This window comes from Pseudomonas thivervalensis (assembly GCF_001269655.1).
In the GTDB taxonomy this organism is placed as follows: domain Bacteria; phylum Pseudomonadota; class Gammaproteobacteria; order Pseudomonadales; family Pseudomonadaceae; genus Aquipseudomonas; species Aquipseudomonas thivervalensis.
The window spans coordinates 1-13,525 of the sequence record NZ_LHVE01000008.1; the positions used below are offsets into that span (position 1 = coordinate 1).

A 13,525-nucleotide genomic window follows, 5' to 3' on the forward strand; every position below is an offset into this window, starting at 1 on the left:
GGGAGCGAGCTTGATCTGGCCTAATGAATTTGGACACATCAATAGGGCGCTATGATGGCGCCCAAATCTGAGGTGTGCATGATGATGCGAAAATCCTATTCCAGTGAGTTCAAACTCAAAGCTGCAAGCATGGTGCTCGATGAGGATCAGCCGATTCCCGAGATCTGTGCCAGCTTGGATATCGGCCCAACAGCCCTGCGCCGCTGGGTCGAGCAGGTGCGAAAAGAGCGCGCCGGATCGACGCTTGTCGGTACCAAGGCAATCACCGCCGATCAGAAGCAAATCCAGGAACTTAAAGCCCTGCTCAGGCAGAAAGACCGGGATATCGAAATCCTAAAAAAGGCCAGTGCTCTCCTGCTTTTAGACTCCAAAGATCATTCCCTCTGATCAGTGAGCTAGGCGAGCAGTACGGCATTACAGACTGCTGCCGCGTGTTTGAAGTCAACCGCAGCAGCTATTACGCCTGGCGTCAGCGCCAAGGTAAAACCAACCCGGAGCGCGAAGCGCTCAAGGTTGTTCTAATTAAATACCACAAGGCATCAAAAGGCTCGGCAGGTGCACGAACCCTCTCCGAAGACCTGCGGGGCGACGGCCATCAGGTGGGCCGCTATATGGCCCGCGGGTTGATGAAGGAAGCTGGGATCGCTAGCCGTCAGCGCAGACCTCACAAGTACAAGTCATCGGGCGTTGAGTCGCTGGTGGCTGAGAATGAGCTGGACCGTGAGTTTTACGTAGCTGATATCAATAAGGTTTGGTGCGCAGATATCACCTATATCCAGCTGGGCAAGCGCTGGCTCTACTTCTCAGTCGTTCTGGATCTATTTGCGCGACGAGTAGTGGGCTGGTCGTTTTCACTGGTCGCCGACGCGACACTGGCGCGCGAATCACTGCGAATGGCCGTCGAATTGAGAGGGCGACCTAAAGGCGTACTGTTCCATTCTGACCAGGGATGTCAGTACACCAGCCATAAATTCCGGGACGAACTGGTGGCGCACGAGCTTAAGCAGAGCATGAGTCGAAAAGGCCAATGCTGGGATAACGCCCCGATGGAGCGTTTTTTTGGCAGTTTGAAGTCCGAGTGGGTGCCTGAAGAGGGATACAACTCGGAACACGAAGCCCGAGTTGATATAAACCGCTATGTGACGCGCTACAACAATGTCAGGCGCCACAGTTACAACGGTTACCACTCACCTGTAGCAGCGGAAAAGCTGGCTGCGTGAGAACCGAAAAAAATGTCCAAAATTACTGGACCAGTTCAGCCTGCTCGCGATAGCGGAGTGTCAGACAACATGTTTGTCGGCTGATACACCGCCATCGCGAGCAAGCTCGCTCCCACAGTTTTTTGCAGGGTTCACGGGCATCTCATCCACCAAAAATCCCCTGTGGGAGCGAGCTTGCTCGCGATAGCGGTGTGTCAGGCAGCATTTTTGTCGACTGATACCCCACTTTTTTTTAGATGCCAACCCTGGCAATCATTTCTTTATGAGCTAGTACTGTCAGGTCGATTCGACGTTCCCTCTGTCAGGAGTCTTCCATGTTGGCTCATTGGTCGCTTGCGGCTATTCACCTGCTGGCATTTGCCCTCGGGTTCTGGGCAGTGCTGACGCGCGGGACGGCGCTACGACGCCTGGCGGGCGGTGTGGACGCGGTTCGGGGTGTCTTGGTCGCTGACAACGTGTGGGGCCTGTCGGCGCTGGTGTTGTTGGTGACCGGTGGGATGCGGGCGTTTGGCGGGTTCGAAAAAGGCACGGACTATTACCTGCATCAACCGCTGTTCCACCTGAAGATGACCTTGCTCCTGCTGATCCTGCTGCTTGAAATCGTGCCAATGATCGCCCTGATCAAATGGCGGATGGCGCTGGGCAAAGGGGCAGTGATCGATCCTTCGAAAGCTGGCCGACTTGCGCGGATCAGCCACATCGAAGCCCTGTTGCTGATCTTGATGGTCGTCGCCGCCACTGGCATGGCACGCGGCGTGGGCCTGGGCTGACCGACCGCGAACGCCCGCTTCGTCATCATTAAAACGAAACGTCTGACAGCCATGCTCAGCGACATGCCATTAGTATCGGTTCACGGGTGGAAAAGAAGGCGGGGTGAGGCAGGGTATGGCGCGGTCGACCAGAATCTTTAGCCAGCCATTGCGACGATGCAAACGGGCTGGCTGCGGACTGCGGCAATGTTCAGGGAGTTTGCGGCTTGTCGGGGGCGGTGAGGCCGGCCTGAATACGCTGATAGATCTCTTCACGATGCACCGCAACGTTTTTCGGGGCGTTGATGCCGATCCGTACTTGTTGGCCGCTAACGCCCAGAATGGTGATCGTGATGTCGTCACCAATGTTTATGCTTTCACCGACTTTGCGGGTGAGTATCAGCATGGTGTTCTCCTTGATTGCTTTATAGGGCACCTGATTCAGACAGTGCAGATGTCGGTACTGCTTATAGATTAGTGCTAAGTATCACAATGTGGGTGCCTCTTTCTGACGTGCAGATGCAGCATTAATTCCCAGGGTGCGACTATACAGAGACGCCGGGCAGGATTCTCGTGTTTTGAGCATTGTTTGCGGCGATCTTGACGGGCACGGGTGCTAAAATCCATGCCTCATGTCTTCCAGGGGAAACGTTGTGCGCAAATTGGCTTGGGTTATCGCGGTATTGGTGCTGGCAGGATGTGGTGAAGGGCGTGACGTCGAAGCGCCGAAGCCGAAACCCGTCACGACCTCCGCACCGGCCGTCGCTGCCGCGCCGCAATGGGCCGTCGAGGTTCGCGGCCAGACGCCGCAAGCTGTCAGCGACCTGACCGGTTGGCTCATCGAGCACAGCTTCATGTCAACCGTGGTACGGGAAAACGGCAAGGAACGCGTCCTGGTCGGTCCTTTGAACTCCGAGGCTGAAGCCAAAGCCAAGCAGGAACAGGTTACGGCCGCGTTGGTCCGGGCGAAGAAACGCAACATCGAGGCGTCGGTGGTGGATTACCCGCCGGCTCAATAATCAGGCAGAACAAAAAAGTCAGTTAGACCACAAAACCTGTGGGAGCAAGCTCGCTCCCACAGTTGATTGACTGTGTTAGCAAAGGCGAGGTCAGCCACAGGCCTTCATGTCCACCGGCCCCACGAACTCATTCCCACGTCCCATGACACACGCCACGCTCTGGTTGCGCTGACGCTCCCAGCTTTCGACCGGGTAGGTCTTGTCCCAGGCTTCATACAGGCGCCGGTCCTGTTTCGACAGGCGCAGGCCGTATTGTTTGCTCATGTAGAAATAGGTCCGGGCGATCATCCCTCGAATGGAGGGGCGGGGCATGACCTTCTTGGCCTTGAAATCCACCTGGGTCAGGCATGAACCGTATTGGCCCTTCTGCTCCGGCAACCAACCGAAACTGAAATTGCTGCGGTCGCCATTCACTTCCCCGATGCTCGGCACCAGGTTGTGCAGGTCGGCCTCGGCCCGTTGATAGACCGGGTCATAGCGGGTGCAGTTCTTGCGACCGCCTTCTTGCCAGCATTGACGCTGGTGGCCGATCTGCCACGCCGGGACGATATGCTCCCACTCGATGCGGGCGGCACGGCTGGCATTCTTGCGCGGTACATAACCGCAGGCGGCCAGGTTCACGCGATTACCGGTGTATTTGCAGCCGCAATAGAACTCGGTGGATTGTGGGGCGTAGAGTTTCCAGGCGATTTTCTTGGCTTCGTTGAAGGTGCGCGGGGCACCGGCCTGTGCGCCTGTGGCGATAAGCACAAGCAATAAAGCTAAACAGCGAACACTCATCAGGCTCAATCTTCCTTCGGCACTACCCAGAAAACCTGCACGCCACCGTCGTCGCGATAGGCGAGGGTCACGTTGTCGTTCTCGTCGATTTCTTCCAGGAGGCGTTCCCACTCATCCACCGGCTCGTCGGGAAGGCGGAAGATCAGCGCGGCCTTGGCTTTTTGCGCGGTGGGGGCGTTGATGATTTTCGAGACCCGAAGGCCAAGTCGTGTATAGGAATCTAAGGGAGTAGTTGCAGCGGAGGGAGTGGCCACAGGATTATCCTTATTAAGCTGTACGGGCATACAGTATTTAACCGTAGGCATTTACGCAACTACTTAAAATTCAAGAAGATCGTCTGACAGCACTTTTTTCGTTTTGATGTAGGAGAAAGGAATTTTTTATCGGCTGGCGTAAACAGGTCTCGCCGCTCTGGGGCGCGACACTATCGAAGATGGAGCTGCAACATTGACAAATTCAGGAAGCCTTACCATAGTTCGCTTCACGCAAACGTTTGCGCGGCATTCCGTGCATTGATTTGCCCACAATAATCATAAGATCGGAGTGAACCCATGAAGTTGCCATTCGCTGGACGCCTTCTCGCTGTTGCCATGCTCGCGGCCGCCTCCGCTGCGCTGCCTATTTCCTCGGCACTCGCCCAGACCGCAGAAAAGCCCAAGGTCGCCCTGGTCATGAAATCCCTGGCCAACGAATTCTTCCTGACCATGGAAGACGGCGCCAAGGCTTATCAGAAGGAACATTCCGCCGATTTCGACCTGATCTCCAACGGGATCAAGGATGAAACCGACACCGCCAACCAGATCCGCATCGTCGAGCAGATGATCGTGTCCAAGGTCGATGCCCTGATCATCGCGCCCGCGGATTCCAAGGCCATGGTGCCGGTGATCAAGAAAGCCGTGGATGCCGGCATCACGGTCATCAACATCGATAACCAGCTCGATCCGGCCGTGGTCAAGAGCAAGAACATCAACGTTCCATTCGTAGGCCCTGACAACCGCAAGGGCGCGCGGCTGGTGGGTGAGTACCTGGCCAAGGAGCTCAAGGCCGGTGATGAAGTCGGCATCATTGAAGGCGTGTCCACTACCACCAACGCCCAGGCGCGCACCGCGGGCTTCAAGGATGCGATGGAGGCGGCGCAGATCAAGGTCGTGTCCCTGCAATCCGGCGACTGGGAAATCAACAAGGGCAACCAGGTTGCCGCGTCGATGCTCAGCGAATATCCGGACATCAAGGCCCTGCTGGCCGGTAACGACAGCATGGCGGTCGGTGCCGTATCGGCCGTGCGCGCGGCGGGCAAGGCCGGCAAGGTGCAGGTGGTCGGCTACGACAACATCAATGCCATCAAGCCGATGCTCAAGGACGGTCGTGTCCTGGCGACTGCCGACCAGTTCGCCGCCAAGCAGGCGGTGTTCGGCATCGAAACAGCGCTGAAGATCCTCAAGGGTGAAAAAGTCGACAGCGGCACCAACGGCGTTATCGAAACTCCGGTCGAGCTGGTGACCAAGCCGTAATCCTGGCGACACAACGGTGCTCGCCCATCCGGGCGAGCGCATTGGAGAGTTTGTTATGTCCGTTCGCGACCCGAACGCTGTCCTGTGCGTCAGCGGTATAGGCAAGACCTATGCCCAGCCGGTACTGACCGATATCACCCTGACGTTGATGCGCGGTGAAGTGCTGGCGCTGACCGGTGAAAATGGTGCCGGCAAAAGCACCTTGTCCAAGATCATCGGCGGGCTGGTGACGCCGACGACCGGGCAGATGCAATTTCAGGGGCAGGATTACCGCCCTGGCAGTCGGACCCAGGCTGAAGAGCTGGGCGTGCGCATGGTGATGCAGGAGCTCAACCTGCTGCCGACCTTGTCCGTGGCTGAAAACCTGTTTCTCGATAACCTGCCCAGCCATGGCGGCTGGATCAGCCGCAAGCAATTGCGCAAGGCGGCCATCGAGGCCATGGCCCAGGTGGGGCTCGATGCCATCGATCCCGACACGCTGGTCGGCGAGCTGGGGATCGGTCACCAGCAAATGGTCGAGATCGCCCGCAACCTGATTGGCGATTGCCATGTGCTGATTCTTGACGAGCCGACCGCCATGCTGACGGCCCGCGAAGTCGAGATGCTCTTTGAACAGATCACCCGCTTGCAGTCGCGAGGCGTGTCGATCATCTACATTTCCCATCGCCTCGAAGAACTGGCGCGGGTCGCCCAGCGCATTGCGGTACTGCGCGATGGCAACCTGGTCTGCGTCGAGCCGATGGCCAACTACGACAGCGAGCAATTGGTGACGCTGATGGTCGGTCGGGAGCTGGGCGAGCATATCGACCTTGGCCCACGCCAGATCGGCGCGCCGGCATTGACCGTCAAAGGCCTGACCCGTTCCGACAAGGTCCGCGACGTGTCCTTTGAAGTGCGCAGCGGCGAGATCTTCGGCATTTCCGGCCTGATCGGGGCGGGGCGCACCGAGTTGTTGCGGCTGATCTTCGGTGCCGACCCGGCGGACAGTGGCACGGTGGCGCTGGGTTCGCCGGCTCAGGTCGTGAGCATTCGCTCCCCGTCCGATGCGGTGGCCCATGGCATCGCGCTGATCACCGAAGACCGCAAGGGTGAAGGCCTGCTGCTGACACAATCCATTGCCGCCAACATTGCCCTGGGCAACATGCCGGAGATTTCCAGCGCCGGCCTGGTCAATGGCAGCGCCGAGCTGGCCTTGGCGCAGCGGCAGGTCGATGCCATGCGCATCCGCAGTTCCAGCCCGACCCAATTGGTGTCCGAACTGTCGGGCGGCAACCAGCAGAAAGTCGTGATCGGTCGTTGGCTCGAACGCGATTGCGCGGTCATGCTGTTCGACGAGCCGACCCGTGGCATCGACGTCGGCGCCAAATTCGATATTTACGCGCTGCTCGGCGAGTTGACGCGCCAGGGCAAGGCGCTGGTCGTCGTCTCCAGTGACCTGCGGGAACTGATGTTGATCTGTGACCGGATCGGCGTGCTATCCGCCGGGCGCCTGATCGACACCTTCGAGCGCGACAGTTGGACCCAGGATGACTTGCTTGCCGCCGCATTCGCCGGCTACCAGAAACGTGATGCGTTGCTCAACGAAGCAGCGCCTAGGGATCTTTCATGAAAACCGTATCTGCCGTCGGCAAATCGAGTGGCAACTTCTATGGCCTCGGGACCTACCTCGGCCTGGCCGGCGCACTGCTGGCCATGGTCGCGCTGTTCTCGACCCTGAGCAGCCATTTCCTGTCCTATGACACGTTCAGCACCTTGGCCAACCAGATTCCCGACCTCATGGTGCTGGCGGTTGGCATGACGTTCATCCTGATCATCGGCGGTATCGACCTGTCGGTAGGGTCGGTGCTGGCGCTTGCGGCCTCGACGGTCAGCGTAGCCGTGCTCGGCTGGGGTTGGAGCGTCTGGCCATCGGCCTTGCTCGGCATGGCCGTGGCGGCGCTGGCGGGTACGGTCACTGGTTCGATCACCGTGGCATGGCGGATTCCATCGTTCATCGTCTCCCTCGGCGTGCTGGAAATGGCCCGGGGCCTGGCGTACCAGATGACCGGTTCGCGGACCGCCTACATCGGCGACTCGTTCGCCTGGCTGTCCAACCCCATCGCCTTTGGCATCTCGCCTTCGTTCATCATCGCCTTGCTGGTGATTTTCATTGCCCAGGCGGTGCTGACCCGCACGGTGTTCGGTCGCTACCTGATCGGGATCGGCACCAATGAAGAGGCCGTGCGCCTGGCCGGTATCAACCCAAAGCCCTACAAGATCCTGGTGTTCAGCCTGATGGGCCTGCTGGCCGGCGTGGCGGCGCTGTTCCAGATTTCCCGCCTGGAGGCCGCGGACCCGAACGCCGGCTCAGGGCTCGAACTGCAAGTGATCGCGGCAGTGGTCATCGGCGGCACCAGCCTGATGGGTGGGCGCGGCTCGGTCATCAGCACCTTCTTTGGCGTGCTGATCATCTCCGTGCTGGCGGCGGGCCTGGCGCAGATCGGCGCCACTGAGCCGACCAAGCGCATCATTACCGGCGCGGTGATCGTGGTGGCGGTCGTGCTCGACACCTATCGCAGCCAGCGCGCCAGTCGGCGGGCCTGAGCCATGGCGACGATCAAGGATGTAGCGGCGCTCGCGGGGATTTCCTACACCACCGTGTCTCACGTGGTGAACAAGACGCGGCCGGTCAGCGAGGAGGTGCGGCTCAAGGTCGAGGCGGCCATCGAGCGCCTGGACTACGTGCCCAGCGCCGTGGCCCGGTCGCTCAAGGCCAAGACCACGGCGACCATCGGCCTGCTGGTGCCCAACAGCCTCAACCCATACTTTGCCGAGTTGGCCCGGGGCATTGAGGATTACTGCGAACGCAACGGCTATTGCGTGATCCTGTGCAACTCCGACGACAACCCGGACAAGCAACGCAGCTACCTGCGGGTGCTGCTGGAAAAGCGCATCGATGGCTTGATCTTCGCGTCCGCCGGCGGTGACGTTGGCCTGGCCGAGGGGCTGGCCAACGTGCGTACACCCATGGTGATCGTTGACCGCGGGCTCGATGGTGTCGATGCGGACCTGGTGCGCATCGATCATGAATACGGTGCCTACCTGGCGACCCGGCACCTGTTGGAGTTGGGTCACCACGATATCGCTTTTATCGGCGGCCCGGCCAATACCAGCGTGGCGCAGATGCGCCTGGCCGGTTACTGCCGTGCGTTGAAAGAGGCGGGCATCGAGCTGCCCGTCGAGCGCATGCTCGAGAGCGATTTCACCAGTACCGGTGGTTACCGCGCCGCTGCGCAACTGCTTGAACAGCTGCGGCCCAGTGCGATTTTTGCGGCCAACGACATGATTGGCATTGGCGTGCTGCGCGCCGCGGCAGAACGCAACGTGCGTGTGCCCAGCGAACTGTCGGTCATCGGTTTCGACGACATCCAGATGAGCCGCTATGTCTACCCGGCGTTGACCACCGTAGGGCAGTCGATCCTGCAACTCGGCGAGATGGCGGCCGAAGTGCTGCTGCGGCGGATCGCGACGCCGAGCCTCGCCACCGACCAGCGGATCGTGACGCCGAGTATTGTCCTGCGAGAGTCGACTGCGCCGCTGTCCGGTGCATTCGCTCAATACCGCTGAACCGAATTGATGAGTAGTGATGTATGCCAGCAAAAGTAGTGGTAATAGGCAGCCTGAACATGGACCTGGTGACTCGGGCGCCGCGCTTGCCCCGTGGCGGTGAAACGCTGATCGGCAAATCGTTCGCCACCATCCCGGGCGGCAAGGGTGCCAACCAGGCGGTCGCCGCCGCGCGCCTGGGGGCGCAGGTGTCGATGGTCGGTTGCGTGGGCAACGATGCCTATGGCGAGCAATTGCGCGGCGCGCTGCTGGTCGAGGGCATCGACTGCCAGGCGGTCCGCGTGGTGGAGGATTCCAGTGGCGTGGCGCTGATTGTCGTCGATGACAACAGCCAGAATGCAATCGTTATCGTCGCTGGCGCCAACGGAGCACTGACCGCCGAGGTCTTGGACAGTGTCGATGCAGTGCTGCAAAGCGCCGATGTCATCATCTGCCAGCTCGAAGTGCCGGACGCCACCGTCGGCCATGCCCTCAAGCGCGGGCGTGAGTTGGGCAAGATCGTCATCCTCAACCCGGCGCCGGCTTCCCATGCGTTGCCGGCCGACTGGTATGCCTGTGTCGATTACCTGATTCCCAATGAAAGCGAAGCCGCGGTGCTTAGCGGGCTGGCGGTGGACTCCTTGGAAACCGCCGAAGCCGCTGCAGCGCATCTGATCGCCGCCGGTGCCGGTAAGGTGATCGTGACCCTGGGAGCCCAAGGGTTGATGTTCGCCAACGGTGCCAGCTTCGAACATTTCCCGGCCCCGCGGGTCAAGGCTGTGGACACCACGGCCGCCGGAGACACCTTTGTCGGCGGCTTCGCGGCAGCCCTGGCCAGCGGCAAGAGCGAGGTCGACGCGATTCGTTTCGGTCAGGTCGCCGCCGCGCTGTCGGTCACCCGGTCCGGCGCGCAACCTTCAATCCCCACCCTGCTCGAAGTACAGGCTTTCAAATCATGAAAAAGACGCCGTTGTTGAATGTGGCACTGTCCCGGCTGATCGCTTCCCTCGGCCATGGCGACAAGGTGGTCATCGGCGATGCCGGCCTGCCCGTGCCGCCCCAGGTCGAATTGATCGACCTGGCCCTGACCCATGGCATTCCGGATTTCATCAGCACCTTGAAGGTGGTGCTCAGCGAAATGCAGGTGGAAAGCCATGTCCTGGCCGAGGAAATCCTCGACAAGCAACCATCGGCCCTGACGACCTTGGAGACGCTGAATGCCGAGGGTGCGCTGGGCGAGCGGGCGCTGGTCAGTCATGAACAATTCAAGGTTGTCAGCCGACAGGCGCGAGCGATCATTCGCACAGGCGAGTGCTCGCCATACTGCAATATCGTCCTGGTGGCTGGAGTGACGTTCTAACCCTGTTCAACCCTGCACAAGGAGTGCGCCATGCACCGCTATGCTCAGAAAATGCATCAACTGATCCGGAGTCTGCTGCTTTTGTCACTGATCACCGCAACGAGCGCCCAGGCGGCGGAAAAGATCGACCTGATCATCGACACCGATCCAGGCGCTGACGACGTGGTGGCGCTATTGTTTGCCTTGGCGTCGCCCGAGGAGCTGCATATCCGTGCGCTGACCACCGTCGCCGGCAATGTGCGCCTGGACAAGACCTCGCGCAACGCTCGTCTGGCCCGTGAATGGGCGGGGCGCGAAGACGTGCCGGTCTACGCCGGTGCGCCGAAACCGTTGATGCGCACGCCCATCTACGCAGAAAACATCCATGGCAAGGAAGGCCTGTCGGGTGTCACTGTGCACGAGCCGAAGAAGGGCCTGGCCGAGGGTAATGCCGTCAACTACCTGATCGACACACTGAAGGCAGCCAAGCCCCACAGCATCACCATTGCCATGCTGGGTCCACAGACCAACCTGGCGCTGGCGTTGGTCCAGGAGCCCGACATCGTCCAGGGCATCAAGGAAGTGGTGATCATGGGCGGCGCGCACTTCAACGGCGGCAATATCACGCCGGTGGCCGAGTTCAATCTGTTCGCCGACCCGCAGGCGGCCGAGGTGGTGGCCAAGAGCGGCGTGAAGCTGACCTACCTGCCATTGGACGTGACCCACAAGATCCTCACCAGCGAAGCGCGCCTGAAGCAGATCGCGGCGCTGAACAACAACGCCAGCAAGCTGGTGGGCGATATCCTCAACGAATACGTCAAGGGCGACATGGAGCACTACGGCATGACGGGCGGGCCGGTGCATGACGCGACCGTGATTGCCTACCTGCTCAAGCCGCAATTGTTCACCGGCCGTTCGGTCAATGTCGTCGTGGACAGCCGCGAGGGGCCAACATTCGGGCAGACCATTGTCGACTGGTACGACGGCCTGAAAGCGCCGAAGAACGCGTTCTGGGTGGAGAATGGCGATGCCCAGGGCTTCTTCGATCTGCTGACCGAGCGCCTGGCGCGCCTGAAGTAATCTGCCTGGCTCCGCGCCCGCAGGCTGGACCTGCGGGCATGCGCGTCAATCCACGGCGTCGACGATGCTCGGGTAGCGTTCGAAGGCCTGCTGGATGAAATCGCGGGCGACCTCCGTCCCCAACTCCTTCACCAACAAATCTATACAGATGAGTGCCAGTTCCTCCGCGCTGCCCGGGCTATAGGAGCTGTGGCCCTCCGACCATTTGGCATTGATGGTGGCTTCGATGCTGAAGGTGCTCATGGTCGGGCTCGCGAGTTGGAGGTCTGTAGGCTGAGTTAAACATTTTTGCCCGGGATTTGGCACTGCGACTTAGGCATTGGGGGAGGGCTGTGCGAAACTTGTTTTTTTATTTTTTGAGGGAGCACCGCCGTGCAGATCGATTTGAGCGCTCCTGGTGGCCTGACCGTCGAGGCGGTTCGTCAGTTGCTGGCGTCGGCCAGTGACGACGAGCATACGCAACTGCGCGTGACCAAGGGCGGTATCGCTTATTTGTCCTCGGGGGTGGTCGGCGGCACGGATATCGACGGCTTGCAGTTTCGGCTCGAGACGTGGGCAAAGGGCTCGGGATACGTTGGCCGGGTCGCTGCCAGCGATGAGGTCTGGGTCATGCAGATCTACAATGCACTGAAGGACAACTGGCCCAATCCACCCTTCGATTACATCGACGTTTACTGAGCTGCGTTCATATCCAGTCACGATTCAGGTCTGAACAGGGGAGCGGGCTCAGGCAAACTGCCAGCTTTCCCCAGCCTGAGGGCTGCGGTGTTGAAACCAAGCGTCGTTTGGGTTGTCGCACGCTCTCTGTTTATTCATCGAAAAAAGGAGGCTTCATGCCTTGGAAGCTCGCGTCATTGAGTACTTTGCTGGCCGCCATGTTCTTGAGCGGTTGCAGCAGCACCTCTGAATCGACCCCTGAACCTGTGACGGCCGAGACCGGTCACAGCCGCTGCGAAGCAAAGGCCGCCGAGTTCGCCATTGGAAAGAAGGCCTCGCCACAGTTGCTGGAGCAGGCCCGTACGCGTGCTGGCGCGCAGAATGCCCGGATCCTCAAGCCCAACGACATGGTGACGCTTGAGTACCGCTCCGACCGCCTGAATCTCAATACCGATGCCGACCTGGTGGTCAACCGGGTGAACTGCGGCTGATCGAGGTTTCAATCGCCCATAAAAAACCCCGTCACATGGACGGGGTTTTTTTAGTGCGCCGAGAAATTACTCTGGGCGAACCTGTGCAGCTTGCATACCCTTTTGGCCTTTCTCAGCCACGAAGGAAACGGTCTGGCCTTCTTTCAGGCTTTTGAAACCGTCGCTTTCGATAGCTTTGAAGTGTACGAACAGGTCGTCACCGCCACCTTGAGGAGTGATGAAGCCGAAGCCTTTTTCATCGTTGAACCATTTAACGGTGCCGGTTTGGCGATTAGACATGGTGTATCTCCAAGAAACATATATTTTCAGTGTACTGTGCTGCTCAGGCCAACTGGGCACACCCGGGTATCATAGTCGAAATGTTCGATTTGGGAGCCCCCCGCAGGCGCTGTTTGCCAATCAGTCGTGTTTGCTTTATCCCCTTTATCCGCTGAAAGGCCCGGTTTTAAAGGCTTTCAGCCGAAAGTAAAGACGATAAAAAAAGCTGTAAAACCTGAATAAATCGTTCGAAAAAGCCTGAAATCAGGGTTTTTCGACCCTGCCGGGCCTGTGCAGGAAGCTTGTTTTCTTACTTTTTCGCCTTGTTATCGGCCTTGCATTTTGCAATCTGGCCCAGCGCTTTTTGCTGCAGTTCCGGGGTGGCCTTGTTGTCCATCAAGGCCTGGATGTCCGAGGCTGGGTAGGACTTGATCGCATCGGCGCCACAGGCGCAATGGGACTTGGCCGCCGCCGCGCCGATTTGGGGTGTTGCCGCCTCCGTGCATTGGGCCATGTATTTTTCGCGCTCGCCCTTGGGCCAGTCGGCATGGGCGGTCAGTGGAAGCAGCAGGGCGAGGGGGGCGACTACTGCGAACAATGTATTCAGACGCATGCGAAGATGCTCCTTTCGGGTCGATGTCTTGTTATCTGAGGCGTTGCGCTCGCTTCAGTTCAGCACTCTGGCATAAAAACCCTGGATTTACGCCTGCTTCAATTCCCGCGCGGCGATGACCGTTCATCTGTGCTAGCATGCCGGGCTCGGCTATTTCCAGGCTGCGGACGATCATTCGTCCCGGTGGCAAAGAACCCGAATAACCCTGATTTGAATCCCAGTC

General features: G+C 59.5%; 19 protein-coding genes. 13 read left to right on the forward strand and 6 right to left on the reverse strand.

What is annotated here, in order from left to right; all coding sequences use genetic code 11:
• The first annotated feature begins 78 nt into the window (after window positions 1-78).
• The 3 genes from AD659_RS30185 (at window position 79) to AD659_RS11765 (ending at window position 1,990) form a co-directional block, all read left to right on the forward strand.
• A complete protein-coding gene (locus AD659_RS30185; RefSeq protein WP_231987638.1) occupies window positions 79-387 on the forward strand; it encodes a transposase in 309 nt (102 codons plus the stop codon).
• A gap of 26 nt (window positions 388-413) precedes the next feature.
• Window positions 414-1,220 carry an IS3 family transposase gene (locus tag AD659_RS11760; protein ID WP_231987738.1) on the forward strand — a complete coding sequence of 269 codons (807 nt, stop codon included), beginning with the start codon at window positions 414-416 and terminating at the stop codon, window positions 1,218-1,220.
• Window positions 1,221-1,534: 314 nt separating this feature from the next.
• Window positions 1,535-1,990 (forward strand): DUF2214 family protein, encoded by a 456-nt coding sequence (locus AD659_RS11765; RefSeq protein WP_053121392.1) that lies wholly within the window; start codon window positions 1,535-1,537, stop codon window positions 1,988-1,990.
• A 190-nt stretch (window positions 1,991-2,180) separates the two neighbouring features.
• On the opposite strand, the gene csrA is transcribed toward AD659_RS11765, so the two are convergent.
• Window positions 2,181-2,375, reverse strand: a complete 195-nt coding sequence (gene csrA / locus AD659_RS11770; RefSeq protein WP_003179932.1) for a carbon storage regulator CsrA — start codon at window positions 2,373-2,375, stop codon at window positions 2,181-2,183.
• 247 nt (window positions 2,376-2,622) lie between these two features.
• Between csrA and AD659_RS11775 the strand changes: the two genes are divergently transcribed.
• The gene (locus tag AD659_RS11775) at window positions 2,623-2,988 is read left to right on the forward strand and encodes a sporulation protein (protein ID WP_053121394.1); all 366 of its coding nucleotides are present in this window, start codon (window positions 2,623-2,625) and stop codon (window positions 2,986-2,988) included.
• Window positions 2,989-3,078: 90 nt separating this feature from the next.
• Here AD659_RS11775 and AD659_RS11780 read toward each other — a convergent pair whose 3' ends face one another.
• Together AD659_RS11780 and AD659_RS11785 are read right to left on the reverse strand one after the other, a co-directional pair.
• On the reverse strand, window positions 3,079-3,768 hold the full coding sequence (locus tag AD659_RS11780; RefSeq protein ID WP_053121395.1) for an endonuclease: 690 nt from the start codon (window positions 3,766-3,768) through the stop codon (window positions 3,079-3,081).
• Window positions 3,769-3,773: 5 nt separating this feature from the next.
• On the reverse strand, window positions 3,774-4,073 hold the full coding sequence (locus tag AD659_RS11785) for a DUF1654 domain-containing protein (protein ID WP_053121397.1): 300 nt from the start codon (window positions 4,071-4,073) through the stop codon (window positions 3,774-3,776).
• A gap of 246 nt (window positions 4,074-4,319) precedes the next feature.
• On the opposite strand from AD659_RS11785, the gene AD659_RS11790 reads away from it, so the two are divergent.
• Genes AD659_RS11790 through AD659_RS11820 form a run of 7 tightly spaced genes read left to right on the forward strand, consistent with a single transcriptional unit; the run spans window position 4,320 to window position 11,283 of the window.
• Window positions 4,320-5,279, forward strand: coding sequence for a sugar ABC transporter substrate-binding protein (locus AD659_RS11790; protein WP_053121399.1), 960 nt, complete (start codon window positions 4,320-4,322; stop codon window positions 5,277-5,279).
• A 55-nt stretch (window positions 5,280-5,334) separates the two neighbouring features.
• Entirely contained in the window at window positions 5,335-6,888 is a 1,554-nt protein-coding gene (locus AD659_RS11795) for a sugar ABC transporter ATP-binding protein (RefSeq protein ID WP_053121401.1), read from the forward strand.
• Complete coding sequence (locus tag AD659_RS11800; protein ID WP_053121403.1) at window positions 6,885-7,862, forward strand: ABC transporter permease; 978 nt, start codon at window positions 6,885-6,887, stop codon at window positions 7,860-7,862. Before AD659_RS11795 ends, AD659_RS11800 begins: the two co-directional genes overlap by 4 nt.
• A gap of 3 nt (window positions 7,863-7,865) precedes the next feature.
• On the forward strand, window positions 7,866-8,885 hold the full coding sequence (locus AD659_RS11805; protein WP_053121405.1) for a LacI family DNA-binding transcriptional regulator: 1,020 nt from the start codon (window positions 7,866-7,868) through the stop codon (window positions 8,883-8,885).
• 23 nt (window positions 8,886-8,908) lie between these two features.
• Window positions 8,909-9,823 carry a ribokinase gene (rbsK, locus tag AD659_RS11810; RefSeq protein ID WP_053121407.1) on the forward strand — a complete coding sequence of 305 codons (915 nt, stop codon included), beginning with the start codon at window positions 8,909-8,911 and terminating at the stop codon, window positions 9,821-9,823.
• Entirely contained in the window at window positions 9,820-10,224 is a 405-nt protein-coding gene (rbsD, locus tag AD659_RS11815) for a D-ribose pyranase (protein WP_053121408.1), read from the forward strand. Before rbsK ends, rbsD begins: the two co-directional genes overlap by 4 nt.
• Window positions 10,225-10,254: 30 nt before the next feature.
• Complete coding sequence (locus AD659_RS11820; RefSeq protein WP_003203636.1) at window positions 10,255-11,283, forward strand: nucleoside hydrolase; 1,029 nt, start codon at window positions 10,255-10,257, stop codon at window positions 11,281-11,283.
• A gap of 45 nt (window positions 11,284-11,328) precedes the next feature.
• Here the strand turns inward: AD659_RS11820 and AD659_RS11825 are convergent, their stop codons facing one another.
• Window positions 11,329-11,526, reverse strand: a complete 198-nt coding sequence (locus AD659_RS11825; RefSeq protein ID WP_053121410.1) for a hypothetical protein — start codon at window positions 11,524-11,526, stop codon at window positions 11,329-11,331.
• Window positions 11,527-11,655: 129 nt separating this feature from the next.
• On the opposite strand from AD659_RS11825, the gene AD659_RS11830 reads away from it, so the two are divergent.
• Window positions 11,656-11,961, forward strand: a complete 306-nt coding sequence (locus AD659_RS11830) for a hypothetical protein (protein ID WP_053121412.1) — start codon at window positions 11,656-11,658, stop codon at window positions 11,959-11,961.
• A gap of 155 nt (window positions 11,962-12,116) precedes the next feature.
• Window positions 12,117-12,431 (forward strand): I78 family peptidase inhibitor, encoded by a 315-nt coding sequence (locus tag AD659_RS11835; protein ID WP_053121413.1) that lies wholly within the window; start codon window positions 12,117-12,119, stop codon window positions 12,429-12,431.
• Window positions 12,432-12,497: 66 nt separating this feature from the next.
• Here the strand turns inward: AD659_RS11835 and AD659_RS11840 are convergent, their stop codons facing one another.
• Both AD659_RS11840 and AD659_RS11845 read right to left on the reverse strand, forming a co-directional pair.
• The gene (locus tag AD659_RS11840) at window positions 12,498-12,710 is read right to left on the reverse strand and encodes a cold-shock protein (protein WP_003179963.1); all 213 of its coding nucleotides are present in this window, start codon (window positions 12,708-12,710) and stop codon (window positions 12,498-12,500) included.
• 289 nt (window positions 12,711-12,999) lie between these two features.
• Complete coding sequence (locus AD659_RS11845; protein WP_053121415.1) at window positions 13,000-13,302, reverse strand: hypothetical protein; 303 nt, start codon at window positions 13,300-13,302, stop codon at window positions 13,000-13,002.
• Between the last annotated feature and the right edge of the window lie 223 nt (window positions 13,303-13,525).